We start from the raw sequence: 14,991 nt of genomic DNA, 5'->3' as shown, positions 1-14,991 counted from the left end.
GCTCCTTATAAGACATATATTATGAGCTTTATTATTAAATCATCTCCTACGGAGCTACAATAGATAAGTATTATTTATTATTTGGAATACTACAGCCGTCACTATTACAAACCATACCGCCTAAGTTATCATCTTCTACATTTTCCAATATTTTTTCTTCTTGTAATGCTTTTTCAATAACCTTTTTAAATACTCTTGATGATTGGGCACCTGAAATTGAGTATTTTTCGTTAATCAAAAAGAATGGAACTGCTTGTATTCCAAGTTTACCAGCTTCATATTCGTCATTACGAACATCCTGTGCAAACTTTTTACCATTTAATATATCTTCTACTTCTAATTTATCTAAGCCAAATTCAATAGCAATATCAGTTAATACCCTATGATCACTCATTTGTTTATTTTCAGTAAAATATGCATGTAATAATTTTTCTGAAATTTCTATTCCTTTTCCTTTAGTTTCTGCATATTTTGCAATACGATGAGCATCAAATGTATTTGTATAACGTACTTTACCATAATTAAAATCTAGTCCAACACTTTTAGCATATTCAGTTATACTATCTATCATCTGTTGTGCTTTTTCACTACTCATACGATATTTTACTGAAATTCTTTCTCTCGTATTTGTTGTTGTTTTATAACTAGCACTTGGATCTAGTTCAAAACTTTTAAAACTAATCTCTATATCTTTTCTATCCGAAAAACTCTCTAAAGCCTTTTCTAATCTACGTTTTCCTATATAACAGTATGGACATGCGTAATCTGACCATATTTCTATTTTCATTTATAAACACCACTTTCGATTAAATATTTTTTTATAAATGTACATCTATTAATATTAACTCGAGTTAAATCTTACTTGCAAATTCAATTATATACATATATCTATATAGAACAAGTACGCAATAAAATTATAGATACTATAATAAAATATAGTATTGTGTATTTATCTGTATTATAATAGATATAAAAATTATATATTAAAAGGGAGTTGATTAGATTGACCGAAGACAAATTCTTACTTCCAGATTGTCCACTTGAATATGCAACTAATATTATAGGTGGAAAATGGAAGATAAGACTTATATGGGAATTACATCAAGCAGATTATGTTAGATTTAATCAATTAAAACGGCAATTAAATGGCATTACAGATATGATGCTCGCTAAAATTTTAAAAGAACTAGTAAAAGAAAATATAGTTAAAAGGGTTCAATATAATGAAATTCCTCCACATGTGGAATATTCTCTAACTCCAAATGGATTAAATTTAGTGAATGCATTAAATGAAGTTACAAAATGGTCAAAAGGAACGCATAACGCACCAAATTAAATCAATGCTTACATCTATATTCATATCTTTTCTCAATTCTCCTCTTGAAATTCCATGTTCTAAAATTCATTTCGAAATATTTCGGCGAGGCTTAAAATATATTGTACGATATGCCTCATCTACCTTTGGATCAGATTATCCTTCTTCTATTGTTTTATTAATTACATTTCCTTCCTTGCTCATTAGGAACGTTTAGTATACTATATATTTATAGAACACGTTCAGTTTTTATTTAAACTACTTTATTAGTTTAAATAAAAAGTTAAATCATCTCCTGGGTCGCTGCAACAGCTTCGAAGAAGATTCATTGACGACTTCAGAAGGATATTATTAGGAGGAATAAGAAAATGAATTTAATAACTGTAGATCAAGAGAAATGTATCAAATGTGGAATTTGTGCAAATGAATGTCCTGAACAGATATTAAGAATTGGAGAAAATGGTCCAGAAGCTATTTCCGAAAAATGTATTGCCTGTGGACATTGTGTAGCTGTTTGTCCTAAAAAAGCTATTAATAATATAAAATCGCCATTAGTCAATCAAAAAAGTACAAAAGAATTTCCAAAATTAAGTCCTGAAGAAGCAGAAAACTTTCTTCGTTCAAGACGTGCAATTCGATCTTATAAAGAAACTCCTGTCCCAAGAGAAAAATTAACGGATCTGGTTAATATCGCACATTTCGCTCCTACTGGACATAATCTACAAGGTCTATCTTATATGATCATAGATGATAGAAATATACTTGATAAAGCTGTTGAACTTATTGCTAAGGAATTTGAACATGATAAATTATTAAGTGAGATATATGATAGCTATATTAAATCCTTTCGTAATGAAGGAATTGATGCTATTTTGAGAGGGTCACCTTGTCTTGTTCTAGCAACCGCTGACGTAGATTTTCCACGTGGAAGAGAAAATTCTATTTTTTCATTAGCATATATGGAACTATATGCCCCAACACTTGGATTGGGTTCGTGCTGGGCTGGAGTATTTGAAAAGATTGCACTTAAAGATAATTCGCCTATGCTTAAATTACTTAATATTCCTAAAGGTAAAAAAATAACAGGCGCCGTTATGGTTGGATATCCAAAATATAGTTATCCACGGTTAGTAGATAGAAATCCATTGCAAGTTACTTTTTATGAATCCAATGTCTAATATTTGAATTTGTAAATGAATTATAAAGGAGATAAAATGGAAGATTTTTTAGAAAAGTTTAGTTTAAAAGGAAAAAAAGCTATTGTAACGGGTGGTACTAAAGGTCTTGGTTATGGAATGGCAGAAGGATTATTAGAAGCTGGTTGTGAAGTAGCAATTATTGGTTCTTCTGATAAAGCAAAGTCGACAGCAGCAGCTTTTGTTGAACAAGGTTATAAATGCCATGGTGTAAAAGCAGATTTAAGAAACACACAAGATAATTATCGAGCATTTGATGATTGCTTAGCAGTACTGAATGGTGACTTGGATATTCTAGTAACAGCAGCCGGTATTCAAAGAAGACACAGAGCAGAAGATTTCCCCATTGAGGAATGGGATGAGGTTATGAGTATTAATCTTCGTTCTGTATTTATTATGTGTCAATTAGCTGGAAAAACAATGTTAAAACAAAGTTCAGGAAGAATTATTAATATCGCTTCTATGACCTCATTTTTCGGGAGTGAAATGATACCTGCATATGCAGCAAGTAAAGGTGGAATTGCACAATTAACTAAAGCACTTTCCAATGAATGGTCATCAAAAGGAGTAAATGTAAATGCAATTGCCCCAGGATATATGGTAACAAAATTAACGGCAGATATGAAAGAAAAAAATCCAAAACAATATGAAGAGATTACCGGAAGAATTCCAAAACATCGCTGGGGTCAAGCGGAGGATCTTAAAGGATTATCTGTATTTCTTTCTAGTGAAGCATCTTCTTATATTACAGGTGCAATTATTCCAGTAGATGGAGGATATCTAGGAAAGTAATATAAATAACAAAATGAAAAGACATTGTATGCCTTTATATAAGCGTATATAATGTCTTTTCATTGTTTTTTATTTATAAAAGAAAGGTTGATAAATATGAATCTTATAATAGCAAAAGCACTAACATTAATGGCAATTATACTAATTGGATATATATTTAAGAAGATAAACATATTAAAAAAACAAGATTTTGAAGTAATTTCCAGTATTGTCTTAAGATTAACATTACCATGTGCAATTATTTCAAATTTAAATGGAACAAAACTAAGTTTTGAAATGCTGTTTATTATTATCATTGGATTTGGTTTTAATATTTTTCTAGTGATAGCGGGATATTTTATGAGAAAAAACAAAACAGATAAAAGCTTTTCTATGCTGAACTTATCAGGATTTAATATCGGCAACTTTACTTTACCATTTGTAAGCGGTGTTTTTTCTTCGACCAGTGTACTTGCAACTTGTATGTTTGATGCAGGAAATTCCATTATGTGTTTAGGCATGACATATGGATTTGCTTCAGCAATACAAGACTCATCGAATAAATTTGATTATAAAATTGTATTTAAGAAAGTGATATCCTCAGTACCCGTGTGTACTTACATGCTTATGATAGTATTATCTATCTGCAATATAATTATTCCATCAAACTTAATCATATTTACACAAACCATAGGATCAGCAAATACGTTTTTATCTATGCTTATGATCGGGATAGCCATTGAAGTACATTTTAATAAAAAAATTCTCTCTTTAATATGGAAGCATATAATAGTACGTTATAGTATTTGTGGATTATTAGCATTGTTTATTTTCTTTATGTCTCCAATTTCTTTAGAAATGCGACAAACAATTGTTATTTTACTATTTTCACCAATTACAAGTCTAGCAACTGTTTATACACAAAAATTAGGAGGTAATACAGAGTTATCTGCATGTATTAATTCTGTATCTATACTTCTTTCAGTTATTATAATAACTGTATTAATATTATTGTTTTCATAATATTAATACAGTTAGGTGTTATACTTTGTCATGAGTGAAATGAGCATGTTACATAGTTAATTATTTCGACCAATACATTGGACGAGTTAGTAATATTGGTAACTTTGTATTCGAATCTCCCTTAGCTGTGTTGATTTGGGATTGAGTAAGAAATATACTGTCCGTAAGATTAGCTCCCCTGATATCGGTATCTCTTAAATCAGCCCCAATAAGATCAGCTCCACTCAGATCGACCTCTCTAAGATTTGCTGCAATAAGACATGCTCCTCTTAAGTTTGCACCCCTTAGATTAGTTTTTCTAAGGTCCGCGCCAATAAGATCTGCCCCTCTAGACTTTGTTTTCTGATGCTTTGAAGGGTTCTTCTGTCCCCTACATGCTTTAGCGCGAACAAGTTCGCTAGTTTTAAGGAGTAGAATGTTAACATTGTCCCTATGTGATTCTACATCCAGTCCTATAAGAGAATCTGGACTTAGATGAGTAAGACGTATACTCTCATTTATTATAGAACTGAGCTTATCTTTTACAGAATGAGCCACCTGTAATTCACTTGCTTCTGTCAGATACCATAACATTTCATGAAGTTGCCTCATTATTAGAAACACCTCAAACATTTGTTTTGCAGATTCTGGGACCAGCCTCCAATCGTGTCCACTATATGTAACTTGAGCTACCTTTTGACCTGCGCCAAAACAATCATACGCAGTACAACCTTTAAGACCCTTATCCCTTAAATTTTTGTGAACAGAGCAATTAAAGTCCGATTGTAGATTTATGCAAGGCCTACCAGCATCTTTGTCGATTGGAAAACCTTCAGACGCCGAAAAGTACAATGCAACGCAGCACAATCCAAAACATTTTTTACAGTCAACTCTCAGATTATCAATACTCGTGTCAATAGAAGATAATGACTCTTTGTTATTCCCAGATAATTCTTGATCATACTTATTTTCCTGTGGATATATCATATTTATTCACCTCATATTTGTAAAACTTTAATAAATTTCACTTATTAAGTATAACATAGGCAATATATTATTCAACTTCTAAAAACATTCATATAATTTTATTGTATATTATCAGGCACTTTTAAGCTTAACGAAATAATTTATATTTAATCATGTTAAATTTGAATAATAACATTACTATCTTGTATAATTAAATATGAACACGATAGTAAATTGTTGGGTATATAAATAGAAAACCTTCAAAATTATACTGAAGTAGGTGATGAAATAAAAACAATACCAAATTGTATATCTTTTAGTAGAATATTTTTTTCTCTGATTTTGATTTTTATTAAGCCATTAAGCATAGCCTTTTATGTAATATATATTATTTGTGGATTTAGTGATTTTATGGATGGATTTATCGCAAGAAAAACAAAAACAATAAGCACACTTGGTGCAAAGATTGATTCCATAGCTGACATGGTAATGGCATTTGTATTATTATTTATACTGTATCCAATTGTAAATCCTTCAACTGAAATCATAATTTGGATTATTTCAATTGCAATTATAAGACTAGCATCAATGTTTGTAGCCATGAAAAAATACAAAACATTTGCAAGTCTTCACACTTACGGGAATAAAATCACTGGCATTGTTTTATTCATATTTCCAATATTGCTTCCCTATGTTCATACAACTGTGTTGCTGTATATCCTTTGTGCTGTGGCAAGCATATCAGCAATTGAGGAATTGCTGATGCAGTTGACATCAAGTCAACTGCAATTAAATAAACAAAGTATATTTGAAAAATGGTATGTTGTATATAGATGCAGGAGAAGGTCTTGACGAAGACCGTAGAAAGTGTAAATCATTATTATATGATTATAAGAACAGAAGAATTGAATAATTTTCATTAAAATTATTCTTTCATTAATTGGAGGTGTAAGTATTTCGAAGCTTAGTTCACGTTTAAGCGAACGTCCACTACTAAATTTTCTAGTATCTCTAAGTCCTAATTCGCCAGACTCTTTATAATCATAACGCCACCTATTGCTAGCTCTCCATATTCTACTCTCTCTCTTTTTAATAAAAACAAGTAACCTCTGAATTAGTAACAGAGTACTTGTTTTTATTTATGGTAAAAGCGTTTCATCAGTAAGTCTAGGACTGAATTGGTAACCGGAATCGCCAGGCTCTTAATTCTGTAACGCTTGTCCAATAGGTGCATAGTATATATTGATAAATTTAAAAGGAGACTTTAAATTGAGTAAATGTCACGAATCTAATTCCAATGAATGTTGTAATAAAATGCAAAGACATGTCCATGAGTTTTTAGGTAGTACCAAACTACCAGAAGCAAACGTAGTACCTCATAATCACAGATTTGCAGGAGTTACAGGTGAAGCTATAGAAAAAGGTGATAGTCATGTCCACAAGTTAGAAACTAACACTGACTTCTTTGTTGCTCACTTTCACGAAATAGAAGAAACTACAGGTCCTGCTATTCCTGTTGGTGATGGCAAACACGTACACTTTGTAAAAGGTAAAACATCTGAAGATGCTAACCACAAACACAAATTTGTATTTGCAACACTAATAGAAAACCCTATAGGCTAGTTTTTATATACCCATAATTTATTAACAAATTAATACCGGTTCACAGATAATGTACAATCTTTGTCTGTGAACCTTATAAAATTATTCCTAAAGCTACAATACCAACTGTTCCAATTCCTATCCAAATTGTCGTACAATTATATAATTTATAATTATATGTTGCCTTAAATTTTCCGTAATATAAAAATAGATTTTATCTTATTATTAATATTATACATATTTTCAGGTATATAAACACAATATAAATAAATAGTTAAGGCAACTACAAGTACCTACAGATCAATTCTTATGCCATCAATTAATGCAATTTTTTAATGAATAACGTAAATTCTTTTATGAATAACGTAAATTCTTTTATGACATAGTTTGGAAATAAGATGAAGTATGGCAACATTTATATTGGTTAAAATAACATTAATGTTAAATTTTTTAATATAGGAGGTATCTCATATGGGTTTTTTACAAAGCCAGGAAACGCTTACCACCATTGAGTGGATTCTTCGTGCTATTATTGCTTTTTTATTTTTGCTGACTATAGCAAAACTCTTAGGACAGCGTACTATCTCCCAATTAAGACTCCTTGATTTTGTTATTACTTTAGTAATTGGAAATATAATTGCCCATCCGTTGTCTGACGAACATCTTGGGTTAAAAGGATCCCTCATTACAACAACTGTATTAGTTTTCCTATATCTTGGTGGCATATTCAGTCTTCTTAAATTTCCATCTTTAAGAAGACTTATTGATAATTCGCCAATCACAATTGTTCAGGACGGAGAAATCCTTTATAAAGGATTAAAAAAAGCAAGAATATCAATTGATGTGTTATTAGAAGAATTACGTGAAGAAAAAGTAGAGGATGTGAAAAAGGTAGCATTAGCAATTTGGGAAGCTGATGGAAAAATTTCTGTTTTTTTACATCCAAAATATGAACCGATTACTCCTTCATCCTTCCAAATGGAAACAGAACCTTTTAATTTGCCAAGGACGATTATTAAGGAAGGTAAAATTATTTCCAAGGAGCTAATACAAATTCATAGGGATGAAGGCTGGGTTGTTTCCAGTTTAGAAAATCTATATCAAACTGAGGTAAAAAGCGTTCTGCTTGGCACCCTTGATAAGAAAGGTAACCTAAAAGTTTTTTTATATAAGTAATCCCTTGAGGCCTAAACATATCCATTTATCTAAAATAAGGTCGTTAGGAACAATCTTCACTATGGATGGAGAATTTTTCAAAAATCCGTGCTTACCTCAGCACATATTTTTCGAAAGACACTCTCCGCCCTTTCAGCGAGCCAATCAGCTTTTTCTTCGCCAATGCTAACAAAAGTATATATTGCGCAAAATGCGTTCGAACAAATCGTAGTGATTCTTAATTTATTTTATTTCCAATTGCGTAAAGAAAAATGCATGTTTGAACGCGGTGAGTTTGCATTTTTTAGCAAATGGAAATAAAATAAATTTTAGAATTACACGATAACGTGAGCGCATTACAGCAATATATACTTTTAGTTATAGCATTGGCGAAGAAAATGGATACCCTTTTATTTTATGTTTCTGCTTCCAGGTTTTATGTATGGTGATCCACTTTTGCAAAGCGGGCAATTCACTGGATCGTAACTTTCTATATCAAGCTTTATAGCACTGTATATAGGATAATCAATAGTGCTACTTCCTCTATCTACTATGCAACATATACCAACTACTTCTGCTCCAAGTCCTTTTAATACTTCTATTGTTTCTAAAGAAGATTTACCAGTAGTCACTACATCCTCTGTAATTAAAACCTTTTGTCCTTTAGTAATTTCAAATCCACGTCTAAGTTCCATCTTTCCATCTACTCTTTCAGTGAATATAGCAGGTTTTCCAGTTTGTCTACCTACTTCATAAGCCACTATTATTCCACCCATTGCAGGTCCTACTACTATATCAAAAGGTATGTCTTTAATCTTTTGAGTTACTATGCTAAGTACTTTTGCAGATTTATCTGGATATTGAAGAAGTTTTGCACATTGGCAATATCTATTACTGTGTCTTCCTGATGATAACAGAAAATGTCCCTCAAGTAGTGCTCCTGATTCTTTTAATATATCTAAAACATTTATATTCATATAATCTCCTCCTATTTTAAGTACATGGCTCCTAAGCTTTCTTATATAATTCCTCTAATTTCGCTTAAATCCTTAATTCCTTCTTTTATCATATACTTCTCAATTCCCTCTATTATATCTATACAAACATCAGGTTTTACAAAATTAGCAGTTCCAACTCCAACTGCCTCTGCTCCAACCATTATAAATTCTATAGCATCTTCGAATGTGGATATACCACCCATGCCTACAACTGGCACGTTTACGGCTTTGCATACTTCATGCACCATTCTAAGAGCCATTGGTTTTATTGCTGGTCCTGATACCCCTGCATATATGTTATTAAATATTGCTTTTCGACTATGTATATCTACGGCCATGCCTTTAAAAGTATTCACTAAAGATAATGCATCCGCTCCAGCTTCGCAGCATTTATAAGCCATATCTACTATATCTTCTGCATTTGGTGATAACTTAACCATAAGAGGTTTTTTACATACACTTTTAACCTGACGTACCACATCATATGCTACCTTTGATTTAATTCCAAAAGCCATGCCTCCACATAATACGTTAGGACAAGATATATTTAACTCAATTATGTCTACGGCCTCGTTGTTTAATCTTTCTATTGCAGCCATATATTCCTCAACGCTACTACCACCAACATTTGCGATTATAGCTGTATTGTACTTAAGCATCAATGGAAGTTCTTTAGTTATAAACTTCTCAATACCTGGGTTTTGAAGCCCTACACTATTTAACATTCCACCACGTGATTCATAAATTCTAATTCCATCATTTCCTTGTTTACTATGTAGCGTAAGACCCTTGCCAGATATGCCACCAAGTCTTCCTACATCGTAATAATCTTTATATTCCTCACCAAATCCAAAAGTTCCAGATGCAGCTATAACAGGATTTTTTAAAACTACTCCACATAATTCTACTTTAGTCATTAAATCATCTCCTTGGTCGCTGTCTTAACAACCTGTGAAATGTTGTTAAAGATCAAATCCTTTCCGTTAAACACCGGGCCATCTTTACATGTCCTCTTATTGCCACCCTTGGTTTTACAAGTGCAAACAAGACATGCACCTATTCCACAGGCCATATGATTTTCCATAGACACATATACTGGCACGAATGCATCATTACACATAGTTATAACTTTTCTCATCATAATTTCCGGTCCACAACAAATAACAGTTTTATAATCTTTTGGATTTAGTATGTCTGTTATGTATCCTTTATGACCAATTTTACCGCTTTCTGTGGATAAGTTTATTTTATTTACATATTTTTCCACAGAATCCACAGAATAATCCACAGTTTTAAACCCAGAATACAAATCTATTTCACAACCAGTAAGCTTTTTGATCAAATAAACAAGCGGTGCTATACCAATTCCACCAGATACAACAGCAATTTTACCTTTAATCTTATCTACCTCAAATCCATTTCCGAGTGGTCCCATTATCTGAAGTTCATCATTTTCGCAAAGTTTACTAAGATGTTCTGTTCCTTGCCCTACTATTTGATATAAAAAGCTTATTTTTTCATCATCTACATCATATACACTTATAGGTCTTGGTAATAGTGGCTCAAGTTGACCCGTTTTTAACATAAAAAATTGTCCTGGTTTAATGTTAAATTTTCCTTTTATAGAAAGCTTATACACACCCTCACTTATTAAAACATTCTCATATGTCTTCTCGACTGAGTATTTCAAATAAACCCCTCCAGTGCTTAATAAAAATCATATATTATTTATTAGCTGCTTTTCGTATAGCATCTCTCATTTTTATAGCTTCTGCTCTAGCACACTGCTCAAAATGACTTCCACCATTTTCAACTTTCTTATATGCAAGCAATATACTTCTAGAAGCATTCACAACTCCACCATTTCCATTTTTTAAATAAATAGCTACGTCATTTGCGGCTCCACCTTGTGCTCCATAACCTGGTATTAAGAAAAACATTTTTTCAAGGTCTTTTCTCATCTTTAGTCCTTCATCTATATGAGTACATCCAACAACCCCACCTACAGAGCTATAACCACATTCTCCCATAAATTCACTACCGATCCTTAATAATTTTTGACCTACAATATCATAAACTTTTTTATTATCTTTATTCTCTATATATTCTATATCTTCTGCACCTTTATTCGAGGTTCTTACTAGAGAAAATAATCCTTTTTCATTGTTTTTTACATAAGGAAGATATGGTTCAATACTGTCCATCCCCATATATGGATTAACGGTTATAAAATCACTTTCAAAGTCTCCTTCAAAATGTGCTTTAGCATACATTTGAGCAGTTTTAGCAATATCCCCTCTTTTAATATCTGCAATTGCTAAACATCCTTTGCTTTTTATATAAGTTAAAGTGTCCTTATATACTTTTAGACCATTTAAGCCAAGTGCTTCATAATATGCTATTTGTACCTTATAACACGCGGCGATGTCATATGTAGCATCAATTATCATTTGATTAAATCTATATAATGCGTGTTCATCATGCATAAATTTATTTCTAAACTCTACTGGTAAATACTCCAAATCAGTGTCAAGACCTACACATACATTACCTTTTTTTTCTACGCTTTCAAATAATCTATCTATAATCAATCATTATTCCACCTTTGCTATCTTATTTGCTTATCCACTCTTCGTTTTGTCCTACTTTAGCTTTGTAAATTATTCTTCCTGCTTTAATAGTACACATCACTTTGCCTACTACACTCTTACCATCAAAAGGAGAATTATGTCCTTTTGATAAAAATTGTGAGCAATCTAAATTGTACTTAGATTTAATGTCTAAGAGAACCAAGTCTCCATCAAATCCAATTTTAATTTCGCCCTTATTGAGCTTCATAATTTTAGCCGGGTTTTTGGACATCAACTCAGAAAGTTTATTTATAGTAATATGACCTTCTTCTACCAGTTTAGTGTAACATACCGGGAAGGAGGTTTCTAGCCCTGATATACCAGGTGCTCCATTTATTTTATCTTGGACGCTGTGTGGTGCGTGATCCGTTGCTATAACATCCACAAAGCCATCTTGCATCGCCTTAATTATAAAGTTTACATCTTCCATTTTTCTCATAGGTGGATTTACTCTATACTTTGTTTCCTCTGTTAATGCTATATGATGTGGTGTAACCTCGCAGGTAACTCGTGCCCCCTGTTTTTTACCATCTATAACATCCTTCATAGCTTCTTTCGTACTAACATGAGCTAAGTGAAGCTTGCAACCTGTGAATTTTGAAAGAGCGATATCTCTCCAAGTCATCATATTTTCTGCAAGTCTCGTATCAATATCTACTAACTCTTCATTTTCAGCATGAGATATTATTGTTAAATCCTTCTCTTTAGCTGCAACCATCGCCTCAAGCATTATACGACTATTAGAAACGCCCTTACCATCGTCGGATATAAATCTCACTTTCGGTGTTAGCTGATATAAATGATCTATAGATTTTCCAAGTAAATCTTCTGTAATTGATGCACATTGATGAATATCAACAAGATCTATTTCGCTCGCTTTTTCAAGAACCTTATCTATTACGTCCATTGAGCTACATACTGGTTTTGTATTTGCCATTAAATTTATTGCAGTATAACCACCACGAACTGCTGCCCTACTTCCCGATAACAAGTCTTCTTTATATGTATATCCAGGTTCTCTAAAATGACTGTGAAGATCTATAAAAGAGGGTGATAAAACATATCCCTCTCCATCTAGTACCTCACAGTCTTTTTGCAAATCTTTTCCTATTTCATATATTATACCTTTATTTACATACACATCGAAAATAGAATCTTGTGATGAATCAACTACTCTTGCGTTTTTTATTAATAATTCCATTAGTTTATCATCCTTTCACGCTTTAATTAAATCATCTCCTGGGTCGCTGCACAGCTCTGTAAGAGATGCATTAACGACTTCAGAAGGAAACTTATAATTTAAATAACCTGTATTATTATGATATATTATTTGGGTTATTAATCTCATCACAGTACATACATCTATATTCGCCTTTTTCTCTATTCGATAGATAAAAACTATGTTGAATTTCTTGCTCTGTAGATGTAATACATCTTGGGTTAATGCATTTTATTATATTTTCAACATTGTCAGGTAATTTTAATTTAATTTTACTTTCAATTTTTTCTCCAGTTATTATATCTATTGTTATGTTAGGATCTATAAATCCTAAAACTGTATAATCTATATCAATCTCATTTTCTATTTTAATTATATCTTTTCTCCCAAGTTTACCACTAGGTGCATTCATAATGAGCGCCACAGTAAATTCGGCTTTATCTAAACCTAAGTAGTTGAATATTTTAAGTCCTACACCAGCTTTAATATGATCTATTACTATTCCTCTTTTTATACTATTTATACTTACCATTATTTATCATCCCCCAAAAGTTTAGCAATAAGTGCCATTCTTACATACATACCATACTTTGCTTGTCTAAAGTAACATGCCCTTGGATCAGTATCTAATTCAACAGCTATTTCATTAACTCTAGGAAGTGGGTGAAGTATTATCATATCTTTCTTAGCTTTTAGCATTTTTTCTTTGTTTAATATATAAATATCTTTAAGCCTTATATAATCTTCCTCATTAAAGAATCTTTCCTTTTGAACTCTAGTCATATACAATATATCAAGATCTCCGATTACATCTTCTAATTTTTCAACCTCTTCAAACTCTATGTTATTTTTCTCAAGTACTTCTTCTTTAATATATTTAGGAATTTTCAATTCATTTGGAGCTATTAGTATAAACTTAACATTTTCGTATCTTGACATGGCTTTTATTAATGAATGAACTGTTCTACCAAACTTTAAATCACCACAAACTCCTATTGTTAAGTTTGATAATGTTCCTTTAATATTTCTTATGGTTAAAAGATCTGTTAATGTTTGAGTTGGATGTTGATGACCACCATCACCTGCATTTATTACTGGCATTTGAGAATTCATAGCTGCAACCTTAGCTGCTCCTTCTTTAGGATGTCTCATTGCTGCGATATCAGCATAACATTCTACAGTTCGTATAGTATCAGCTACACTTTCTCCCTTTGATGCTGAACTAGATTGTGCCTCGGAAAAACCTAACACCTCGCCTCCAAGTCTTAACATTGCTGCTTCAAAACTTAATCTTGTACGCGTGCTTGGTTCATAAAACAATGTTGCCAAAATCTTTCCATCACATATGTGAGCATAATCCTTAGGATTTTTAATTATTTCATCTGCATAATCAAAAATCTCCTCTAGTTCTAGTAGTGATAAATCCATTGGGTCAATCAAATTTCTTCCTTTTAACATATTATATCCTCTCCTTCTCAGTCTCTCGGACTAAATTTAAAGGTACAGTAGCACTTTTAATATTGTGTTCATTTTATGACTTTTTTATAAACAAAAAACGCCATCTCTGTTATGAGAAGGCGTAGTAATAACACTTTAAATATCTACTTCCTTCTCGATCTCTCGGACCAAATTAAAGGTAATTTTTTATCCATGCTTTTGTTTTATATTACTATATAATTTAGTCTTTGTCAACATAATTTGCAATGCAGCTGCATTAACTTTTGCGTCTAGCATATAAATTATATTATTACATCTAGTCACCAACTATTTAAACATAATGTTCTAAACCATACCATTCAAACATACAATCTAATTAAGAACAATTCAGATATATAAAAAATAAATAAGCATAATTGAAAATATACTTTAACCGATTGAGCATGTTTTGATACATTTATACAGTATAAATAATCTATAAATAGGGGGATATGACTATGGATACTGGGATCACTCAATCTATTGCAGAATTACAACAAGCTGAACAAAACTTTAAATATGCAGATCCTGAGTTTGTTGCCATTGCAATAATGCAGTTATTAGCTGCTAGAATGAAAGTTGATATCTTATTAAGACTAAAGAAACAAAACGGAGCCACTTCAATGGATCCATGAATCTAATCTATTTGGTGATAATGTCT

Annotated in this window: 18 protein-coding genes; 9 read left to right on the top strand and 9 right to left on the bottom strand. The window is 31.8% G+C overall.

The window, feature by feature from the left end:
* Positions 1-70: 70 nt before the first annotated feature.
* Complete coding sequence (locus KPL54_RS01790; RefSeq protein ID WP_216104046.1) at positions 71-787, bottom strand: DsbA family oxidoreductase; 717 nt, start codon at positions 785-787, stop codon at positions 71-73.
* A gap of 216 nt (positions 788-1,003) precedes the next feature.
* Between KPL54_RS01790 and KPL54_RS01785 the strand changes: the two genes are divergently transcribed.
* The 4 genes from KPL54_RS01785 to KPL54_RS01770 all read left to right on the top strand — a co-directional run bounded on the left by KPL54_RS01785 (position 1,004) and on the right by KPL54_RS01770 (position 4,305).
* Positions 1,004-1,336 (top strand): winged helix-turn-helix transcriptional regulator, encoded by a 333-nt coding sequence (locus KPL54_RS01785; RefSeq protein ID WP_216104044.1) that lies wholly within the window; start codon positions 1,004-1,006, stop codon positions 1,334-1,336.
* A 347-nt stretch (positions 1,337-1,683) separates the two neighbouring features.
* Positions 1,684-2,493 carry a nitroreductase family protein gene (locus KPL54_RS01780; RefSeq protein ID WP_216104041.1) on the top strand — a complete coding sequence of 270 codons (810 nt, stop codon included), beginning with the start codon at positions 1,684-1,686 and terminating at the stop codon, positions 2,491-2,493.
* A gap of 36 nt (positions 2,494-2,529) precedes the next feature.
* Complete coding sequence (locus KPL54_RS01775; protein WP_216104039.1) at positions 2,530-3,303, top strand: SDR family oxidoreductase; 774 nt, start codon at positions 2,530-2,532, stop codon at positions 3,301-3,303.
* Positions 3,304-3,399: 96 nt separating this feature from the next.
* Positions 3,400-4,305, top strand: a complete 906-nt coding sequence (locus KPL54_RS01770; protein WP_216104037.1) for an AEC family transporter — start codon at positions 3,400-3,402, stop codon at positions 4,303-4,305.
* Positions 4,306-4,365: 60 nt separating this feature from the next.
* On the opposite strand, the gene KPL54_RS01765 is transcribed toward KPL54_RS01770, so the two are convergent.
* A complete protein-coding gene (locus tag KPL54_RS01765; RefSeq protein WP_216104035.1) occupies positions 4,366-5,271 on the bottom strand; it encodes a pentapeptide repeat-containing protein in 906 nt (301 codons plus the stop codon).
* 267 nt (positions 5,272-5,538) lie between these two features.
* Here KPL54_RS01765 and KPL54_RS01760 point away from each other — a divergent pair, with 267 nt between their 5' ends.
* The 4 genes from KPL54_RS01760 to KPL54_RS01745 all read left to right on the top strand — a co-directional run bounded on the left by KPL54_RS01760 (position 5,539) and on the right by KPL54_RS01745 (position 8,028).
* Positions 5,539-6,102, top strand: coding sequence for a CDP-alcohol phosphatidyltransferase family protein (locus tag KPL54_RS01760; protein WP_216104326.1), 564 nt, complete (start codon positions 5,539-5,541; stop codon positions 6,100-6,102).
* Entirely contained in the window at positions 6,071-6,163 is a 93-nt protein-coding gene (locus tag KPL54_RS01755; RefSeq protein WP_216104033.1) for a hypothetical protein, read from the top strand. The genes KPL54_RS01760 and KPL54_RS01755 overlap by 32 nt, the downstream gene beginning before the upstream one ends.
* A gap of 401 nt (positions 6,164-6,564) precedes the next feature.
* Positions 6,565-6,873 (top strand): YmaF family protein, encoded by a 309-nt coding sequence (locus tag KPL54_RS01750; protein ID WP_216104324.1) that lies wholly within the window; start codon positions 6,565-6,567, stop codon positions 6,871-6,873.
* Positions 6,874-7,323: 450 nt separating this feature from the next.
* Positions 7,324-8,028 carry a DUF421 domain-containing protein gene (locus tag KPL54_RS01745; protein ID WP_216104031.1) on the top strand — a complete coding sequence of 235 codons (705 nt, stop codon included), beginning with the start codon at positions 7,324-7,326 and terminating at the stop codon, positions 8,026-8,028.
* Between the two features lie 389 nt (positions 8,029-8,417).
* Here KPL54_RS01745 and pyrE read toward each other — a convergent pair whose 3' ends face one another.
* The 7 genes from pyrE to pyrB all read right to left on the bottom strand — a co-directional run bounded on the left by pyrE (position 8,418) and on the right by pyrB (position 14,312).
* On the bottom strand, positions 8,418-8,984 hold the full coding sequence (gene pyrE, locus KPL54_RS01740; RefSeq protein WP_216104029.1) for an orotate phosphoribosyltransferase: 567 nt from the start codon (positions 8,982-8,984) through the stop codon (positions 8,418-8,420).
* 41 nt (positions 8,985-9,025) lie between these two features.
* A complete protein-coding gene (locus tag KPL54_RS01735; protein WP_216104027.1) occupies positions 9,026-9,922 on the bottom strand; it encodes a dihydroorotate dehydrogenase in 897 nt (298 codons plus the stop codon).
* Positions 9,922-10,695 carry a dihydroorotate dehydrogenase electron transfer subunit gene (locus tag KPL54_RS01730; protein WP_216104025.1) on the bottom strand — a complete coding sequence of 258 codons (774 nt, stop codon included), beginning with the start codon at positions 10,693-10,695 and terminating at the stop codon, positions 9,922-9,924. The genes KPL54_RS01735 and KPL54_RS01730 overlap by 1 nt, the downstream gene beginning before the upstream one ends.
* 34 nt (positions 10,696-10,729) lie before the next feature.
* Positions 10,730-11,596: an orotidine-5'-phosphate decarboxylase gene (gene pyrF, locus KPL54_RS01725; protein ID WP_216104023.1), complete on the bottom strand. Its 867-nt coding sequence runs from the start codon at positions 11,594-11,596 to the stop codon at positions 10,730-10,732.
* A 22-nt stretch (positions 11,597-11,618) separates the two neighbouring features.
* The gene (locus KPL54_RS01720; protein WP_216104021.1) at positions 11,619-12,836 is read right to left on the bottom strand and encodes a dihydroorotase; all 1,218 of its coding nucleotides are present in this window, start codon (positions 12,834-12,836) and stop codon (positions 11,619-11,621) included.
* Between the two features lie 115 nt (positions 12,837-12,951).
* The gene (locus tag KPL54_RS01715) at positions 12,952-13,386 is read right to left on the bottom strand and encodes an aspartate carbamoyltransferase regulatory subunit (RefSeq protein ID WP_071614337.1); all 435 of its coding nucleotides are present in this window, start codon (positions 13,384-13,386) and stop codon (positions 12,952-12,954) included.
* Positions 13,386-14,312, bottom strand: a complete 927-nt coding sequence (pyrB, locus tag KPL54_RS01710; protein WP_216104018.1) for an aspartate carbamoyltransferase — start codon at positions 14,310-14,312, stop codon at positions 13,386-13,388. Before pyrB ends, KPL54_RS01715 begins: the two co-directional genes overlap by 1 nt.
* A gap of 476 nt (positions 14,313-14,788) precedes the next feature.
* Here pyrB and KPL54_RS01705 point away from each other — a divergent pair, with 476 nt between their 5' ends.
* Positions 14,789-14,965 (top strand): hypothetical protein, encoded by a 177-nt coding sequence (locus KPL54_RS01705; RefSeq protein ID WP_153882486.1) that lies wholly within the window; start codon positions 14,789-14,791, stop codon positions 14,963-14,965.
* Positions 14,966-14,991 lie beyond the last annotated feature (26 nt).

It is taken from the genome of Clostridium estertheticum (genome assembly GCF_018861295.1).
Classification (GTDB): domain Bacteria; phylum Bacillota; class Clostridia; order Clostridiales; family Clostridiaceae; genus Clostridium_AD; species Clostridium_AD estertheticum_D.
This window is presented reverse-complemented; position numbering and strand designations above follow the sequence as displayed.

Bases quoted from the DNA above. Each gene is read 5' to 3' on its own strand.
- KPL54_RS01745 (WP_216104031.1), top strand. From the start codon at position 7,324: ATGGGTTTTTTACAAAGCCAGGAAACGCTTACCACCATTGAGTGGATT.
- KPL54_RS01705 (WP_153882486.1), top strand. From the start codon at position 14,789: ATGGATACTGGGATCACTCAATCTATTGCAGAATTACAACAAGCTGAA.
- pyrB (WP_216104018.1), bottom strand. From the start codon at position 14,312: ATGTTAAAAGGAAGAAATTTGATTGACCCAATGGATTTATCACTACTA.
- KPL54_RS01790 (WP_216104046.1), bottom strand. From the start codon at position 787: ATGAAAATAGAAATATGGTCAGATTACGCATGTCCATACTGTTATATA.
- KPL54_RS01715 (WP_071614337.1), bottom strand. From the start codon at position 13,386: ATGGTAAGTATAAATAGTATAAAAAGAGGAATAGTAATAGATCATATT.
- KPL54_RS01775 (WP_216104039.1), top strand. From the start codon at position 2,530: ATGGAAGATTTTTTAGAAAAGTTTAGTTTAAAAGGAAAAAAAGCTATT.
- KPL54_RS01770 (WP_216104037.1), top strand. From the start codon at position 3,400: ATGAATCTTATAATAGCAAAAGCACTAACATTAATGGCAATTATACTA.
- KPL54_RS01750 (WP_216104324.1), top strand. From the start codon at position 6,565: ATGCAAAGACATGTCCATGAGTTTTTAGGTAGTACCAAACTACCAGAA.
- KPL54_RS01780 (WP_216104041.1), top strand. From the start codon at position 1,684: ATGAATTTAATAACTGTAGATCAAGAGAAATGTATCAAATGTGGAATT.
- KPL54_RS01765 (WP_216104035.1), bottom strand. From the start codon at position 5,271: ATGATATATCCACAGGAAAATAAGTATGATCAAGAATTATCTGGGAAT.
- KPL54_RS01755 (WP_216104033.1), top strand. From the start codon at position 6,071: ATGTTGTATATAGATGCAGGAGAAGGTCTTGACGAAGACCGTAGAAAG.
- KPL54_RS01720 (WP_216104021.1), bottom strand. From the start codon at position 12,836: ATGGAATTATTAATAAAAAACGCAAGAGTAGTTGATTCATCACAAGAT.
- pyrE (WP_216104029.1), bottom strand. From the start codon at position 8,984: ATGAATATAAATGTTTTAGATATATTAAAAGAATCAGGAGCACTACTT.
- KPL54_RS01735 (WP_216104027.1), bottom strand. From the start codon at position 9,922: ATGACTAAAGTAGAATTATGTGGAGTAGTTTTAAAAAATCCTGTTATA.